This window comes from Mycobacterium sp. ACS4331, from assembly GCF_001667265.1.
In the GTDB taxonomy this organism is placed as follows: Bacteria; Actinomycetota; Actinomycetes; order Mycobacteriales; family Mycobacteriaceae; genus Mycobacterium.
In genome coordinates, this window is record NZ_LZHW01000007.1 from 41746 (window position 1) to 56076 (window position 14331).

General features: G+C 69.2%; 15 protein-coding genes. 11 read left to right on the forward strand and 4 right to left on the reverse strand.

Going from position 1 to position 14331, the window contains the following annotated elements; all coding sequences use genetic code 11:
- Positions 1-2: 2 nt before the first annotated feature.
- The 6 genes from A5727_RS01425 (at position 3) to A5727_RS01450 (ending at position 6651) form a co-directional block, all read left to right on the forward strand.
- The gene (locus A5727_RS01425) at positions 3-737 is read left to right on the forward strand and encodes an enoyl-CoA hydratase (RefSeq protein WP_068243282.1); all 735 of its coding nucleotides are present in this window, start codon (positions 3-5) and stop codon (positions 735-737) included.
- Positions 737-1852, forward strand: coding sequence for an MBL fold metallo-hydrolase (locus A5727_RS01430; protein ID WP_068243531.1), 1116 nt, complete (start codon positions 737-739; stop codon positions 1850-1852). Before A5727_RS01425 ends, A5727_RS01430 begins: the two co-directional genes overlap by 1 nt.
- Positions 1853-1977: 125 nt before the next feature.
- On the forward strand, positions 1978-3546 hold the full coding sequence (locus A5727_RS01435; RefSeq protein WP_502687645.1) for a serine hydrolase: 1569 nt from the start codon (positions 1978-1980) through the stop codon (positions 3544-3546).
- A complete protein-coding gene (locus tag A5727_RS01440; RefSeq protein ID WP_068243288.1) occupies positions 3543-5948 on the forward strand; it encodes an HAD-IC family P-type ATPase in 2406 nt (801 codons plus the stop codon). Before A5727_RS01435 ends, A5727_RS01440 begins: the two co-directional genes overlap by 4 nt.
- 52 nt (positions 5949-6000) lie before the next feature.
- Positions 6001-6201 (forward strand): antitoxin, encoded by a 201-nt coding sequence (locus A5727_RS01445; protein ID WP_068243534.1) that lies wholly within the window; start codon positions 6001-6003, stop codon positions 6199-6201.
- A gap of 12 nt (positions 6202-6213) precedes the next feature.
- The gene (locus A5727_RS01450; RefSeq protein ID WP_068243292.1) at positions 6214-6651 is read left to right on the forward strand and encodes a type II toxin-antitoxin system Rv0910 family toxin; all 438 of its coding nucleotides are present in this window, start codon (positions 6214-6216) and stop codon (positions 6649-6651) included.
- 24 nt (positions 6652-6675) lie between these two features.
- On the opposite strand, the gene A5727_RS01455 is transcribed toward A5727_RS01450, so the two are convergent.
- Entirely contained in the window at positions 6676-8250 is a 1575-nt protein-coding gene (locus A5727_RS01455; RefSeq protein WP_068243296.1) for a sensor histidine kinase, read from the reverse strand.
- Entirely contained in the window at positions 8243-8893 is a 651-nt protein-coding gene (locus A5727_RS01460) for a response regulator transcription factor (RefSeq protein WP_068243299.1), read from the reverse strand. Before A5727_RS01460 ends, A5727_RS01455 begins: the two co-directional genes overlap by 8 nt.
- Positions 8894-9056: 163 nt before the next feature.
- Here A5727_RS01460 and A5727_RS01465 point away from each other — a divergent pair, with 163 nt between their 5' ends.
- Positions 9057-9887, forward strand: a complete 831-nt coding sequence (locus tag A5727_RS01465) for a phosphoketolase family protein (RefSeq protein WP_157521159.1) — start codon at positions 9057-9059, stop codon at positions 9885-9887.
- A 23-nt stretch (positions 9888-9910) separates the two neighbouring features.
- On the forward strand, positions 9911-10291 hold the full coding sequence (locus tag A5727_RS01470; RefSeq protein ID WP_068243306.1) for a phage holin family protein: 381 nt from the start codon (positions 9911-9913) through the stop codon (positions 10289-10291).
- On the opposite strand, the gene A5727_RS01475 is transcribed toward A5727_RS01470, so the two are convergent.
- Entirely contained in the window at positions 10288-10725 is a 438-nt protein-coding gene (locus tag A5727_RS01475; RefSeq protein ID WP_068243309.1) for a cupin domain-containing protein, read from the reverse strand. The genes A5727_RS01470 and A5727_RS01475 overlap by 4 nt on opposite strands.
- A gap of 145 nt (positions 10726-10870) precedes the next feature.
- Here A5727_RS01475 and A5727_RS01480 point away from each other — a divergent pair, with 145 nt between their 5' ends.
- The 3 genes from A5727_RS01480 to A5727_RS01490 are packed head-to-tail and all read left to right on the forward strand — an operon-like array spanning position 10871 to position 13457.
- Positions 10871-12433, forward strand: a complete 1563-nt coding sequence (locus A5727_RS01480) for an ABC-F family ATP-binding cassette domain-containing protein (RefSeq protein WP_068243311.1) — start codon at positions 10871-10873, stop codon at positions 12431-12433.
- The gene (locus A5727_RS01485) at positions 12430-12858 is read left to right on the forward strand and encodes a hypothetical protein (RefSeq protein WP_068243314.1); all 429 of its coding nucleotides are present in this window, start codon (positions 12430-12432) and stop codon (positions 12856-12858) included. The genes A5727_RS01480 and A5727_RS01485 overlap by 4 nt, the downstream gene beginning before the upstream one ends.
- Positions 12855-13457, forward strand: coding sequence for a GNAT family N-acetyltransferase (locus A5727_RS01490; RefSeq protein WP_082949530.1), 603 nt, complete (start codon positions 12855-12857; stop codon positions 13455-13457). The genes A5727_RS01485 and A5727_RS01490 overlap by 4 nt, the downstream gene beginning before the upstream one ends.
- On the opposite strand, the gene A5727_RS01495 is transcribed toward A5727_RS01490, so the two are convergent.
- Positions 13454-14311: a winged helix-turn-helix transcriptional regulator gene (locus tag A5727_RS01495; protein ID WP_068243541.1), complete on the reverse strand. Its 858-nt coding sequence runs from the start codon at positions 14309-14311 to the stop codon at positions 13454-13456. The genes A5727_RS01490 and A5727_RS01495 overlap by 4 nt on opposite strands.
- Positions 14312-14331 lie beyond the last annotated feature (20 nt).

A 14331-nucleotide genomic window follows, 5' to 3' on the forward strand; every position in this document is an offset into this window, starting at 1 on the left:
CCATGATCGGTATCACCCGCGACGACCACGTCATGACGATCGAACTGCAGCGGCCCGAGCGCCGCAACGCACTCAACAGCGAACTGGTGGACGGCCTGCGTGAGGCCATCGAACACGCCGCTGAGCAGGACATCAGGGCCATCGTCCTGACCGGGCAGGGCACGGTGTTCTGTGCCGGCGCCGACCTGTCCGGTGATGTGTTCGCCGCCGACTTCCCCGACAAGGCGCTGGCGCTCAACCTCGCGATCGACAAAGTGCCCTTCCCCGTCATCGCCGCCATCAACGGCCCGGCCATCGGTGCGGGCCTGCAGTTGGCCATGGTCAGCGATCTTCGGGTGGTGGCGCCCGAGGCGTTCTTCCAGTTCCCGATCGCCAAGTACGGGCTGGCGTTGGACAACTGGAGCATCCGGCGACTGGCGAGCCTGGTGGGTCACGGCCGGGCGCGCGGCATGCTGCTGGGCGCCGAACGCCTCTCGGCCGACGTGGCGTATCAGACCGGGCTGGCCAACCGCATCGGCACGCTCGAGGACGCCCAGGCCTGGGCCGCCGAGATCGCCGGCTTCGCGCCGCTGTCGCTGCACCACTCCAAGCGCGTGCTCAACGACGACGGCGCCTACTCGCAGGACTGGCCGCCGGTGCACAAGGACATGTTCGACAAGGCGTGGGCCAGTAAAGACGTGATCGAGGCGCAGGTGGCCCGCATCGAGAAGAGGCCGCCGAACTTCGTGGGCGCATGATGCTTCGCCAGGCCATCCGAGTCGTCGGGGGAACCGCCGCCCTCGCGACGGGTGGCTGGGTGCTGCGCGCCCTGCAGGGCGCGCCGGCCGCGTTGGGCGCCGGACCCGTCGACATCGCGGGGGTGGCGGGTGGATCGCCCCACTACCGCGACGGGGTGTTCCACAACCTCGAACCCGCGTCGTCGGTCGAACTGACCCGCCAGGAGCAGTGGCGCCTGATCCACGACATGTTCGGCGGCACGTCCCAGCGTCCCGCGGGCACCATTCCGCTCGTGACACCCGAGACGGGAAGGCCCGCCGCCGACCTCGCCGTCACCTGGTTCGGGCACTCGTCGGCCGTCATCGAGGTCGACGGCTACCGCATCCTGGCCGACCCGGTGTGGAGCGAACGCTGTTCGCCGTCGAAGGTCGTCGGCCCGCAGCGACTGCACCCGGTGCCCGCGCCGCTGGAGGCGCTGCCCGCCATCGATGCGGTGATCATCAGCCACGACCACTACGACCACCTCGACATCAGCACCGTGCAGCATCTGGCGGGCAGCCAGAACGCGCTGTTCTTCGTGCCGTTGGGCATCGGTGCGCACCTGCGGGGCTGGGGCATCCCGCACCACCGCATCGTCGAACTCGACTGGGGTCAGGCCCATCAGCTCGGTGACCTCCAGATCGTGTGCACCCCGGCACGGCACTTCTCGGGCCGGTTCCTGACCCGCAACACCACGCTGTGGTCGTCGTGGGCCGTGATCGGCCCCCGGCACCGCGCGTTCTTCGGCGGGGACACGGGCTACACCAGGAGCTTCGCCGACATCGGCGCGGAGTACGGCCCGTTCGACCTGACACTCATGCCCGTCGGGGCCTATCACCCCGGCTGGCCCGACATCCATATGAATCCCGAGGACGCGGTGCGCGCCCATCGCGACGTCACCGACACAGGGCTGTTCATCCCGATCCACTGGGCCACCTTCCGGCTCGCGCCGCATCCGTGGTCAGAACCGATCGAGCGGATGCTGATCGCGGCCCGGGACGCGCAGGTGGCCGCCGCGGTGCCCCGCCCCGGACAGCGCCTGGACGCGACGCAGCTGATCACCCCGCCGACCGACGATGTGTGGTGGCAGATCTGACCCTGCGGGTGGCCACCCCCGGAGCACGGGTCTGATCGCGAGCGACCAACGGGATGCGCCTGCCCCGGTGGCGCTCCGCCGCGTGCGGGGGTGGGTGCTTGCGCGGTCGGCTACCGTTTGCGTCTGTGAAACGAGCCGCGGCCCTTGCCGCATTGGTGGCGCTGCTGGCCGGCTGCCAGTCGCCCGAGCACGACGCCTCTCCCACGCTGTCTGAGGTCCCGCCGCCGTTGATGCCGGCGATGGACCTGCCCGCGGCGGCCGTCGACAACGCGGTCTCCCAACTCGACCGCATCGCCGAGGAGTTGATGCAGTCCTCGGGTGTCCCCGGTATGGCCGTCGCGGTCGTGCACGAGGGTAAGACGGTCTACGCCAAGGGGTTCGGGCTCAAAGACATCCGCGCCGGGGATGAGTTGGAGAACCGCGTGCGGGCCGACACGGTGTTCCAACTGGCATCGCTGTCGAAGTCGTTGGCCGCCACGACCGTCGCCGCGCAGGTCGGCGCCGGGTCCGTCGGCTGGGACACGCCGCTGGTCACCCACCTGCCGTGGTTCGCGTTGTCCGACCCCGCGGTGACCAGGATGGTCACGGTCGGCGACATGTTCTCGCACCGGTCGGGCCTGCCCGATCACGCCGGCGACAAACTCGAGGATCTCGGCTACGACCGGCGGTACGTGCTGGAACGACTACGCGACCTGCCGCTGGCGCCGTTCCGGGTCTCCTACGCCTACACCAACTTCGGGCTGACCGCCGCGGCAGAGGCCGTCGCCGCGGCCGCCGGCCAGCCCTGGGAGCAGCTGGCCGAGGACGTCCTCTACAAGCCGCTGGGGATGTCGTCGACGAGTTCGCGGTTCGCCGATTTCGAAGCGCGGAAGGACAAGGCGCTGGGGCACATCCGCATCGACGACGGGTACGAGCCGCTGTACAGGCGCGACGCCGATCCCGAGGCGCCCGCGGGCGGTGTCAGTTCGTCGGTCAACGATCTGGCGAAGTGGCTTGCGATGGTGCTGGGCGACGGCAGCTACGGCGACGATCAGCTGATCCCTGCCGACGCGCTGCTGCCCGCGCAGACGCCGCAGATCGTGTCGCGTCCGCCGACTGAACCCGCCATGCGGACCGGGTTCTACGGGTTCGGCTTCAACGTCGGCACCACGTCGGCCGCGCGCACCCAACTGAGCCATTCCGGGGCATTCGAACTGGGCGCGGGCACCAACTTCCTGATCATCCCGTCCGCCGACGTGGCGATCGTCGCCCTGACCAACGCCACCCCCACCGGTGTCCCGGAGACGCTCACCGCGGAGTTCGCCGACCTCGTCCAGTTCGGTGAGGTCCGTGAGGACTGGCGCACCCTCTACCGGGACGCGTTCGCGAATATGGACGCCCCGGTCGGGTCGCTGGTCGGTAAGCCCCGCCCGACGGCACCGGCTGCGGCACCGCCGTCGGCCGATCTCGTCGGGGACTACCGAAACGACTTCTGGGGCACGGCCACCGTCAGCGAGCGCGACGGGACGTTGACGCTGACACTGGGCCCCAACGCCGAACCGTGGCCACTGACCCATTGGGACGGGGGCGTCTTCACCTTCAGCTTCGTGAGTGAGAACTCACCGCCCGGCAGCATGTCGAAGGCTACGTTCGACCGTGACAGGCTCACGTTGGAGTACTTCGACACCGAGGGCAAGGGAACCTTTACGCGATGACATCAGAAGCGGCGGCGGTCGCGTCCCTGGCGGGCCTGACCGATGCCGAGGTGGCCGCGCGGGTCGCCGCGGGTCAGACCAACGACGTGCCCACCAGGGCCGCCCGCAGCGTGTCCGAGATCGTCCGGGCCAATGTGTTCACCCGCATCAACGCCATCCTGGTGGTGCTGTTCCTGATCGTCGCGTCCACCGGATCGCTCATCAACGGCCTGTTCGGGCTGCTGATCATCGCCAACAGCGCCATCGGCATCATCCAAGAGATCCGGGCCAAGCAGACGCTGGACAAGCTCGCGATCGTCGGGCAGGCGCGTCCCACGGTGCGACGCCGGTCCGGGACGTCCCCACTGCCGCCCAACGAGGTTGTGCTCGACGACGTGATCGAGGTCGGTCCGGGCGACCAGATCGTCGTGGACGGCGTGGTCCTCGAGGAGGCCAACCTCGAGATCGACGAGTCGCTGCTCACCGGCGAGGCCGACCCGATCGCCAAGGGCGCCGGGGACGCCGTCATGTCGGGCAGCTTCGTGGTCGCGGGCACCGGCGCCTACCGTGCCACCAAGGTCGGGCGGGAGGCCTATGCGGCCAAGCTCGCCGAGGAGGCCAGCAGGTTCACCCTGGTGAAATCCGAACTGCGCAGCGGCATCAACAAGATCCTGCGGTTCATCACCTATCTGCTCTGGCCGGCCGGACTGCTGACCATCTACACCCAGCTGTTCACCACCGACGCCGGTTGGCGGGAGTCGGTGCTGCGCATGGTCGGTGCGCTGGTGCCGATGGTCCCCGAGGGCCTGGTGCTCATGACCTCGATCGCCTTCGCGGTCGGCGTGATCCGGTTGGGGCGCAGGCAGTGTCTGGTCAACGAGCTCCCGGCGATCGAGGGACTGGCCCGGGTCGACGTCGTGTGTGCGGACAAGACCGGCACTCTCACCGAGAACGGGATGCGGCTCTCGGAGGTCAAACAGCTCGGCGACGTGGATGTCGCGGATGCGCTGGCTTCGCTGGCCGCCGACGACCCGCGGCCCAATGCCTCGATGCAGGCGATCGCTGAGGCATACGGGGACGCGCCGGGGTGGACCGCGACCGCGACGGCACCGTTCAAGTCGGCCACCAAATGGAGTGGCACGTCCTATCGTGAGCACGGCAACTGGGTGATCGGAGCCCCCGACGTCCTGCTCGACCCGTCGTCCGCGGCGGCCGAGGATGCCGAGCGCATCGGCGCCCAGGGTCTGCGGGTGCTCATGCTCGGCTCGTCCGATCGGTCGGTCGACGCTCCCGATGCCCCTGGCGTGGTCACTCCCGCCGCCCTGGTCGTGCTGGAGCAGAAGGTGCGACCCGACGCCCGCGACACACTGGAATACTTTGCCGCCCAACATGTCGCGGTCAAGGTGATCTCCGGTGACAACGCGGTGTCGGTGGGTGCGGTGGCGGGTTCTCTGGGTCTGCACGGCGAGACGATGGATGCCCGACGACTGCCCGAGGACACCGGCCAACTGGCCGACACCCTCGAGGAGTACACGACATTCGGCCGAGTCCGTCCGGACCAGAAGCGCACGATGGTGCACGCCCTGCAGTCGCGTGGTCACACCGTGGCGATGACGGGCGACGGCGTCAACGACGTGCTGGCCCTCAAGGACGCCGACATCGGTGTGGCGATGGGCTCGGGGAGTGCCGCGTCGCGCGCCGTGGCCCAGATTGTGCTGCTGGACAACAAGTTCGCCACCCTGCCGTACGTGGTGGGGGAGGGGCGGCGCGTCATCGGCAACATCGAGCGGGTCTCCAACCTGTTCCTGACCAAGACCGTGTACTCGGTGTTCCTGGCACTGCTGGTCGGTCTGGTCGGCCTGGGTGCCGAGCTGTTCGGCTGGTTCGGTGACGAACCCCTGCTATTCCCCTTCCAGCCGATTCACGTGACCATCGCGGCCTGGTTCACCATCGGCATTCCCGCGTTCATCCTGTCGCTGGCGCCCAACAATGAGCGTGCTCACACCGGGTTCGTCCGGCGCGTGATGCTGGCCGCACTGCCGTCGGGCCTGGTCGTCGGTGTCGCGACGTTCGTGTCCTATCTTCTCGCCTACGACGGCCATGACGCGCCGGCGGTGGCGCAGACGCAGGCCTCGACCGGTGCCCTCATCACGCTGCTGATCAGCGCCTGGTGGGTGCTGGCCACGGTGGCCCGCCCGTACGAGTGGTGGCGTGTGCTGCTCGTGGTGTGTTCGGCGCTGGCCTACGTCGTGATTTTTTCTCTGCCGCTGGCTCGCGAGTGGTTCATGCTCGACCCGTCGAATATGGCCGTGACCTCCAAGGCTGTGCTCATCGGTGTTGCCGCGGCGGGTGTGATCGAGGTGCTGTGGTGGTTGCAGGGCCGCATCCTGGGGGAGCCGCGCCGGTTGTGGCGAACATCGTGAGGGGCCAGAATTGCCCGGGGCAGCGCCGCTGCCCATGACGAAAGGTGGGGACATGTCATTCCTGGACAAGGCAAAGGACCTGATCGGGAAGAACACCGAGAAGGTTGAGCAGGCCATCGACAAGGCCGGCGACTTCATCGACGACAAGACCGGTGGCAAATACTCCGACACCGTGGACAAGGTGCAGGACGCCGCCAAGAACGCCGCGGAGAAGCTGAACGAGACCCCCGGTAACGACAAGCCGCCGGCCTGACACAATCGCCGTATGGCGAAGCTGTCTCTGTCTGTGGACGTGCCGCTCCCACCCGAGGAGGCGTGGGAGTGCGCGTCGGATCTCTCCCGTTTCAAGGAGTGGCTGACCATCCACCGGGTGTGGCGCAGCCCCCTGCCCGAGACCCTGGAGAAGGGCACGACTCTCGACTCGATTGTCGAGGTCAAGGGCATGGCCAACCGGGTCCAGTGGACGATCGTGAACTACAAGCCCCCGCAGTCGATGACCCTCAACGGGGACGGCCGGGGTGGGGTCAAGATCAAGCTGATCGCCAAGATCAAGCCGACCGACGACGGGTCCTCGGTGGTCACCTTTGACACCCACCTGGGCGGCCCGGCCCTGTTCGGGCCGATCGGCATGGTGGTCGCGGGCGCGCTCAAGGGCGACATCCGCGATTCCCTCAACAATTTCGTGAAGGTCTTCGCGGGCTGACCTGTGTCGGGAGTGCCGCTGCGGCTAGGGCAGCGGCACCCGCCACACCAACCGCGCCCCGCCGTCGGGCGTCGAGCCCAGGTGCACACCACCGCCGCATTCAGCGGCACGCGCCGCCAGATTGGCCAGGCCGCTGCGGGTGGTGTGCTCGGGGTAGCCGCACCCGTCATCGGCCACGGTGATGGTGAGGTTGTCGTCGACGGCGACCGTGACGGTCACCGAGGTCGCGCCGGCGTGCCGGACGACGTTGCTCACGGCCTCGCGGACCACGGCCTCCCCGTGGTCGGCGAGCGTGGCGTCGACGACCGACAGCGGCCCGCTGACGTGCAGATTCGGCCGCACCGGGGAGTTGGCCGTCATCTGTGCCACGGCCTGTTCCAGCCGTTGCCGCAACCGCGTCACGCTGCCGCCGTGCAGGTCGAAGATCGCGGTGCGGATCTCCTGCACCACCTCCTGCAGGTCGTCGAGTGCGGTCGAGATGCGTCGCGCCGTGCCGTCGTCGGTGGTGCGGGCGCCCTGCAGCGACAGGCCGATCGCGAACAGTCGCTGGATGACGTGGTCGTGCAGATCGCGTGCGATGCGATCGCGGTCCGACAGCACGTCGAGTTCGCGCATTCGGCGTTGCACCGAGGCCAGGTGCAGCGCCAGCCCGGACTGGTCGGCGAACGCGGCCATCATCGGGAGCTGTTCGTCGGTGCACGCGGTGCCGTCGTCGGCCACGCACACCAGCACGCCCGAGACCGCGTTGGGTTCGCGCATCGGAAGCACCAGCGCCGTCCCGCCGTCGTCGCCCAGGTCGCCGAAAGCCTTGACGCGCAGCGGCTTCTGCGCAGAGAACACCCGCCCGACGACGCTGTCCTCCACGTCGACGGAGCGCCCGAGCAGGTCGTCGCGGGTGGCGGCGGTGACGGTCAGCTCGCCGGGCTGATCCCCGGGGACCAGCAGCGCGCTGTAGGAGCCGTGGATCAGGTTGAGCGCCTCGTCGACGATCTGGCGGTGCACCTGTGCGGGCTCGTCGCCGGCCAGCAGGTTGGTGCTGATGTCGCGGGTGGCCTCGATCCACTCTTGGCGGGTGCGCGCGGCCTGATACAGGCGTGCGTTCTCGATCGCGATGCCGGCGGCCGCCGCCAGCGCCTGCACCAGGACTTCGTCGTCCGCGGTGAACTGGTCCGCGCCGGTCTTCTCGGTCAGGTAGAGATTGCCGAACACCTGCTCGCGGATCCGGATCGGCACGCCCAGGAAGCTGCGCATCGGGGGATGGTGCGGCGGAAAACCAACGGCCGCGGGGTGTTTCGACAGGTCGGGGATCCGGACCGGGTCGGTGGTGCTGAACAGCAGGCCGAGCACACCCCGGCCCGACGGCAGGGGGCCGATCCGATGCCGAGTGGCGTCGTCGATGCCTTCGTAGAGGAACCGTTCGAGCAGCTGGTCCGACCCGGAGGGGGCCGCGACACCGAGTGCGCCGTAGCGGGCCCCGACGAGCGTCATCGCGGTGTCGATGATGGTCTGCAGGGTCTGCTCGAGGTTCAACTCCGAGGTGACCGCGAGCATGGCGTCGACCAGGCCGTCACGGACCCGGGCGTCGGCCTGCTCACTCACGGTTCTGCCGAAGCTCGGCGGCCAGCAGCGCGGCCTGGGTGCGGCGGTGCATGCCGAGTTTGGCCAGCAGTCGCGACACGTAGTTCTTGACCGTCTTCTCCGCCAAGAACATCCGCTCGCCGATCTCCCGGTTGGTCAGGCCTTCGCCCAGCAGTTCCAGCAGCGTGCGTTCGGTGGCCGACAGGTCACGCAGGCGATCGTCCTCGGCGTCGTCGGACCTGGTGTTCTCCCGCAGCTTGGACATCAGAGCGGCCGCAGCTCTGTTGTCCAGCAACGACTTTCCGGAACCGACCTCCTTGATGGCCTGCGCGAGCTCCATGCCGCGGATGTCCTTGACGACATAGCCGCTGGCGCCGGCCAGGATCGCGTCGAGCATCGACTGCTCGTCGGTGAACGACGTCAGGATCAGGCAGCGCAGTTCGTCGTGGGCGGCGAGCAGGTCGCGGCACAGGTCGATGCCGTTGCCGTCGGGTAGGCGCACGTCGAGGACCGCGACGTCCGGGCGGGCCGCCGGGATGCGCGACTTCGCCTCGGCCACCGACCCAGCTTCACCGACCACCGTGAGGTCTGGGTCACCGCTGAGCAGGTCCACGAGGCCGCGTCGAACCACCTCGTGGTCATCGACCAGAAAAACCGAGATCACCGCCCCAGATTAGTGCCCGCGTCGGCCCCCGGTGGCAGGGGACTTTGGTCCCGGATCTGGGGGCATCTCGGCGCGTGGGTTGGTGACCCGCCCATCTGCCGCCGGGAACCACGCCGGAGCAGGGTTGAAGACGACACGGCAGGCAGTGATCGAAAGGATCGCCATGACAGACACAAGCGCTCTGCGGGACCGCTTCCAGATGGGCCTGCCGGACACTCGCACCACTCTCGGTCGGGTGGATGCGTGGTGGCGGGCCGCCACCCACCTCGCGCACCGGCTCCCCGGGGGAAGCCGGCCCGCGGTGGCGGCCGCCACGCTCACCTACGCGCACCTCAACCGGATGATCGTGCGTCGTGACGAACGGATCCGCTTCGTCCTCGGTGTCACCGAGGCGGCGCCCGCCCTGGCGGCGGTCGCACAGATGGAGGGGACGACGACGCCCGGCCGCCTGTGTGCGGAGGTCGGGTGCGGCCACAACTTCACCTTGGCCCACGCGATCGGCGCCGTGCTCGGAGAACCGGGCCTGACCGTCGCGGCCATGGTCGGAGAGGACGAGGCCGTGTCGGCCTGGCCGATCCGTGCCCTGCACGACCCCACGCGCGACGGCACGGTGTTGCCGATCCTGTACCAGCCGACGATGGATCGCGACGAACTGCGCCGCGTGTTCCGGCCGCGGGGTTGGGAACCGATCGAGATCGGTGAGGTGGGCTGCATCTCCCACGGCGCGCACACCGCCGAGCTGCACCGCTGCTTCGCCGCGGCACTGTATGTCGCGCTGGATGAGATCGCGGCGCTCACCGCCGCCGCGGCCTCAGGCGATGCGCAACCACAGCCACACTGGCCCATGCTCGTGCTGCGGCTGCCCGCGGACTGGCCGCCCGCCGCGGCGTCCGACGAGACCGCCGCGGGCTGGTTCGACGCCGACGGCCGTCCGGTCCCCGAGATCGCGCAGGCCGCGCCGGTTGGAGATCTGCGGATGAGCGCCGAGTGGTGAGGTCAGTGGCCTAGGCTCAGCACGTGATTCGTCTGCTGCTGCATGCCGTGGTGTTCCTGGGGTCGGCGACGATCGGGCTGCTGGTCGCGAACTGGCTGGTGCCCGGCGTCGAAGTGCACCTGTCCGGTTTCCTGGTCGCGGTTCTGATCTTCGCGGTCGCGCAGGCGATCCTGTCGCCGTTCTTCCTGAAGATGGCCAGCCGATACGCGTCGGCGTTCCTGGGTGGCATCGGCCTGGTGTCCACGCTGGCGGCGCTGTTTCTGGCGTCGGTCCTCACCGACGGGCTGACCATCCGGGGCGTCGGGTCCTGGGTGGCGGGCACCGTTGTGGTGTGGCTGGTGACGGCGATCGCGACGCTGCTGCTGCCGGCGTTGGTGCTCAAGAAGAAGGCCGCCGCCGCCTAACCGTGCATCGTGAAGTCGGCGAAGTCGAAGCCCGGCACCACGACACAACTCACCAGGACGGGCTCGTCGCCGGCCGGCCGTGCCCGCTGCCAGTGCCCCGGCGGCACCAGGACCTGCGGGCTCTCACCGGCCGCGAGGTCGCTGCCCAGTAGAACCGTTGTGGCGCTGTCCCTTTCGGGACCGATCTCAAGCACGAGTGGACCGCCGCGGTGGACGAACCAGAGTTCCGCGCTGCGCACGGTGTGCCAGGCCGACTGTTGTCCGGGCATCAGCAGAAACAGGATCGCCGTGCCCGCACTGCGCGGTCCGGTGTAGTCCGAGGGCAGGGCGGCGGCCGGGATGGTCAGGTCGCTGCGCCAGGTCTCCCGGTACCAGCCTCCTTCGGGGTGGGGCCCCAGCCCAAGATCTGCAGCCCAATCCGGAAGTTCGGTCATCGGCACAGCGTAGGAGAAAACCGGTTGCCACCGGGTGACAACCGCGGCTACCGTGGCCGGCGTGGATGACTCCAAGGCTCCGACCGCGCGCTGAGCACCTCTTCAGCTTCAGCGCATTCCGTTCGCTGACACGCCTGGAGACACCATGTCCGTCATTCTCAATGAACTCGGCTTCACCTGGCCCGACGGGGCCGTCGCGCTGGAGGGGATCACCGGCACGTTCGGGCCCGGCAGCACGGGCCTCGTCGGCGACAACGGCTCGGGCAAATCGACGCTGCTGCGCCTGATCGCCGGTGAGCTGACCCCCACATCGGGCAGTGTCGCGGTCGATGGCGAGGTCGGACACCTGCGCCAGAACCTGACACTGCGTGTCGAGGACACCGCGGCCGACCTGCTCGGCATCTCCGACACCCTGGCAGCGCTGCGGGCGATCGAGGCGGGCCAGACCGCCGAGGCGCTGTTCGAGGCCGTCGGCGACGACTGGGACGTCGAAGCCCGAGCGCGCGCCCTGCTGGATGAGATCGGTTTGGGCTCAGTGGCTCTGGACCGTCGGGTGGGTGCGATGTCCGGTGGTGAGGCGATGTTGGTGGCGTTGGCCGGCGTCCGGTTGCGGCGCACCGCCGTGACGCTGCTCGACGAGCCCACCAACAATCTCGACCGTGCCGCCCGCACCGCGGTGTACGGCATGGTCGAGCGCTGGCCGGGTGTCGTGATCGTGGTCAGCCACGACACCACGCTGCTGGAGCAGCTGTCGAACACCGCCGAGATCCATCGCGGTGAGCTCTCGGTGTTCGGCGGGCCGTACCGACAGTGGCGGGCACACCTGCAGGCCGAACAGGATGCCGCCGTCCAGGCCGCCCGCACTGCCGAGCAGGCGGTCAAGGTGGAGAAACGCCAGAGGGTGGAGGCCGAGACCAGACTGGCCCGCAGGCGGCGGACCGCGCAGCGCACCCGCGACAGCGTGCCCCGGATCGTCGCCAACATGCGCGCGTCGGCGGCTCAGGTGTCGGCGGGCAGGCTGCGCAGCGGCCATGACGACAGGCTGCAGGCCGCGCGGCAGGCCGCCGACGACGCCTCGGCCCGGGTGCGGGCCGATGAGCACATCCGGGTCGAGCTGCCGGATCCGCAGCTGCCCGCCGGGCGGCGGTTGGCGGAGGTGAACGGCGGCGACGGCACGCTGTACATCACCGGTCCCGAGCGGATCGCGCTCAGCGGTCCCAACGGAGTCGGCAAGACGACATTCCTCGAACAGATGATGCGTTCCGGCGCGGTGCGAACCGACCGGGTGGGCTGGCTTCCGCAGAGGCTCGACGGGCTTGACGACACCGCGACCGTGCTGCAGACGGTGCAGGCCGCGGCCCCCAACACCGATGTCGAGACGATCCGGGGCCAACTGGCCCGGTTCCTGCTGCGCGGCGACAGCGTGCACCGCACGGTGGGCGGGTTGTCCGGAGGGGAGCGGTTCCGGGTGGCGCTGGCCAGACTGCTCCTGGCCGAACCGCCGTCGCAGCTGGTGATCCTCGACGAGCCGACCAACAACCTCGACATCACCAGCGTCGATCAGCTGGTCGATGCGCTCACCGCCTATCGCGGCGCGCTGCTGGTGGTCAGCCACGACGACGCGTTCCTGGCGCGCCTGGACATCGACCGATTCTGGGAGATGTCGGACGGGGGACGGATCCGCGAAACGGATAGGCTCGAGCCATGATCCGAATCCGGCCCGGTTGGCTGGTGGCTCTGTGCGCGGGTGTGCTCGCCGTCAGCGTCTGGCTGCCGTGGTTGACGACGACGGCCAACGGCGGCGGCCGCGTGAGCGCGATCGGCGGAGCCGTCGGCAGCCTGGACCTGCCGCCGCGTTTCGGGGTGGGGCAGCTGATCGTGCTGTTGACCTCATCCCTGGTGGTGGCCGCCGCGATGGCCGCGCGCGGGCTTTCACAGAAGTGGGCGGCCGGTGTCGCGTGCGCGATTTCGGTGGCCGTCACGGCGCTGACCGTGCTCTACCACCACCTGTTCGTCGGCGGCGGTGTGATCGCCGGCTACGGCTTCTACATCGGCCTGTGCAGTGCCGTTGCCGCGGTGGTCTTTTCGGTCTGGACCCTGGTCCAGGCCCTGTCGGCCGGGCGTCGACGGTGACGCGGTTCATCGAGCCGATCCGGCTGTCCGGACGGCGGTGGGTGTCGTTGGAGCCGTTGCGCACCGGCCACATCCCCGAGATCGCGTCGGCCGCGGCCGACGGTGACAGCGGCACCCTGTGGTTCACCGCGGGCCCCGGTGAGCACACCGCCGACGCGTGGGTGCAGCGCATGCTCGGTCTGCAGACCAGTGGGCACGGGCTGACGTTCGTGGTGCGCAGGCTGTCCGACGGTGCGCTGGTGGGCTCGTCGAGCTACCTCAACGTCGACCCGCCCAACCGCAGGCTTGAGATCGGTGCGACCTGGTACTCAGGCTCGGCCCGCCGCACCGGGGTGAACTCGGAGACCAAGCTGCTGATGCTGCGGCACGCATTCGAGGAGTTGGGTTGTGTGGCAGTCGAATTCCGCACCCACTTCTTCAACCGGACGTCTCGGGCGGCCATCGAGCGCCTCGGTGCCAAACAGGACGGCATCCTGCGCAGCCATCAACTGCTCGCCGATGGATCACGCCGCGACACCGTGGTGTACTCGATCCTGGACATCGAGTGGCCGGCGGTGCGCACCAACCTGCAGTTCCGCCTGGACCGCCACGACGCCTAGGCCGTGGTGGGCTCGACCAGCACGTCATCGCCCGACAGCGCGTTCGCGCACTGGTCGCAGGCGAGTCTCGCGGTGAACGGCGCGCCGCAGGTCCGGTGCGTCAGCACGACTGCGGGGCCCTCCGGTGCGTGATACCAGTGCTGGCCCCAGTCCAGCGCCGTGACGAGAACACCGAAGAATGCCCGGCCCTTGTCCGTCAGCAGGTACGCCTCCGACCCTGACAGCACACCGTTCGCGACAAAGGCGCGCAGTCGGGCCGAGATCGACGCCGGCGGTGCGCCCAACTGTCTCTGGAAGTCACCGAACCGGCTGGCCCCCAGGAAGGCTGCGATCAGGATGGCCGCCGACCACCTGTTTCCGAACACGCTCATGGTCTCGGGGTACAGGCCCGGAGGGCCCGCCGAGCCGCCTCTGCGGCGAGTGACGGTGGTCGGGGTCGACCGTTTCCACGAACCGCTCGGCCCCCACCGCACCCTGACGTCGGTGTCGGTGCTGGGTGCGGTGCACGCGCGGCAGGTCAACAGCGGCGTGAACAGCGCCCCGCACGTGACGTGCCGCATGGTGGGCAGCTGGTCGACGTGGTCGGGCACCCAGCGCCGTTCCCAGTCCCAGATGAGCAGCATCATCGGCCACAGGGCGCGGCCGCGGGGTGTCAGCAGGTACTCGGTGCGCGGCGGATTGTCCTGGTACTCACGCCGTTCGAGCAGCCCTTCACCGGTCAGGCCGCGCAGCCGCGTGGTCAGCACCGCGTTCGAGATCGGCAGTCTGGCCAGGTATTCGCCGTATCGGGTGGCGCCCAGCAGTGACTGCTGCACGATCAGCAGGTTCCACTCGTCGCCGAGCAGTCCGAGCATGCGACTGACGGCGTTGGGCG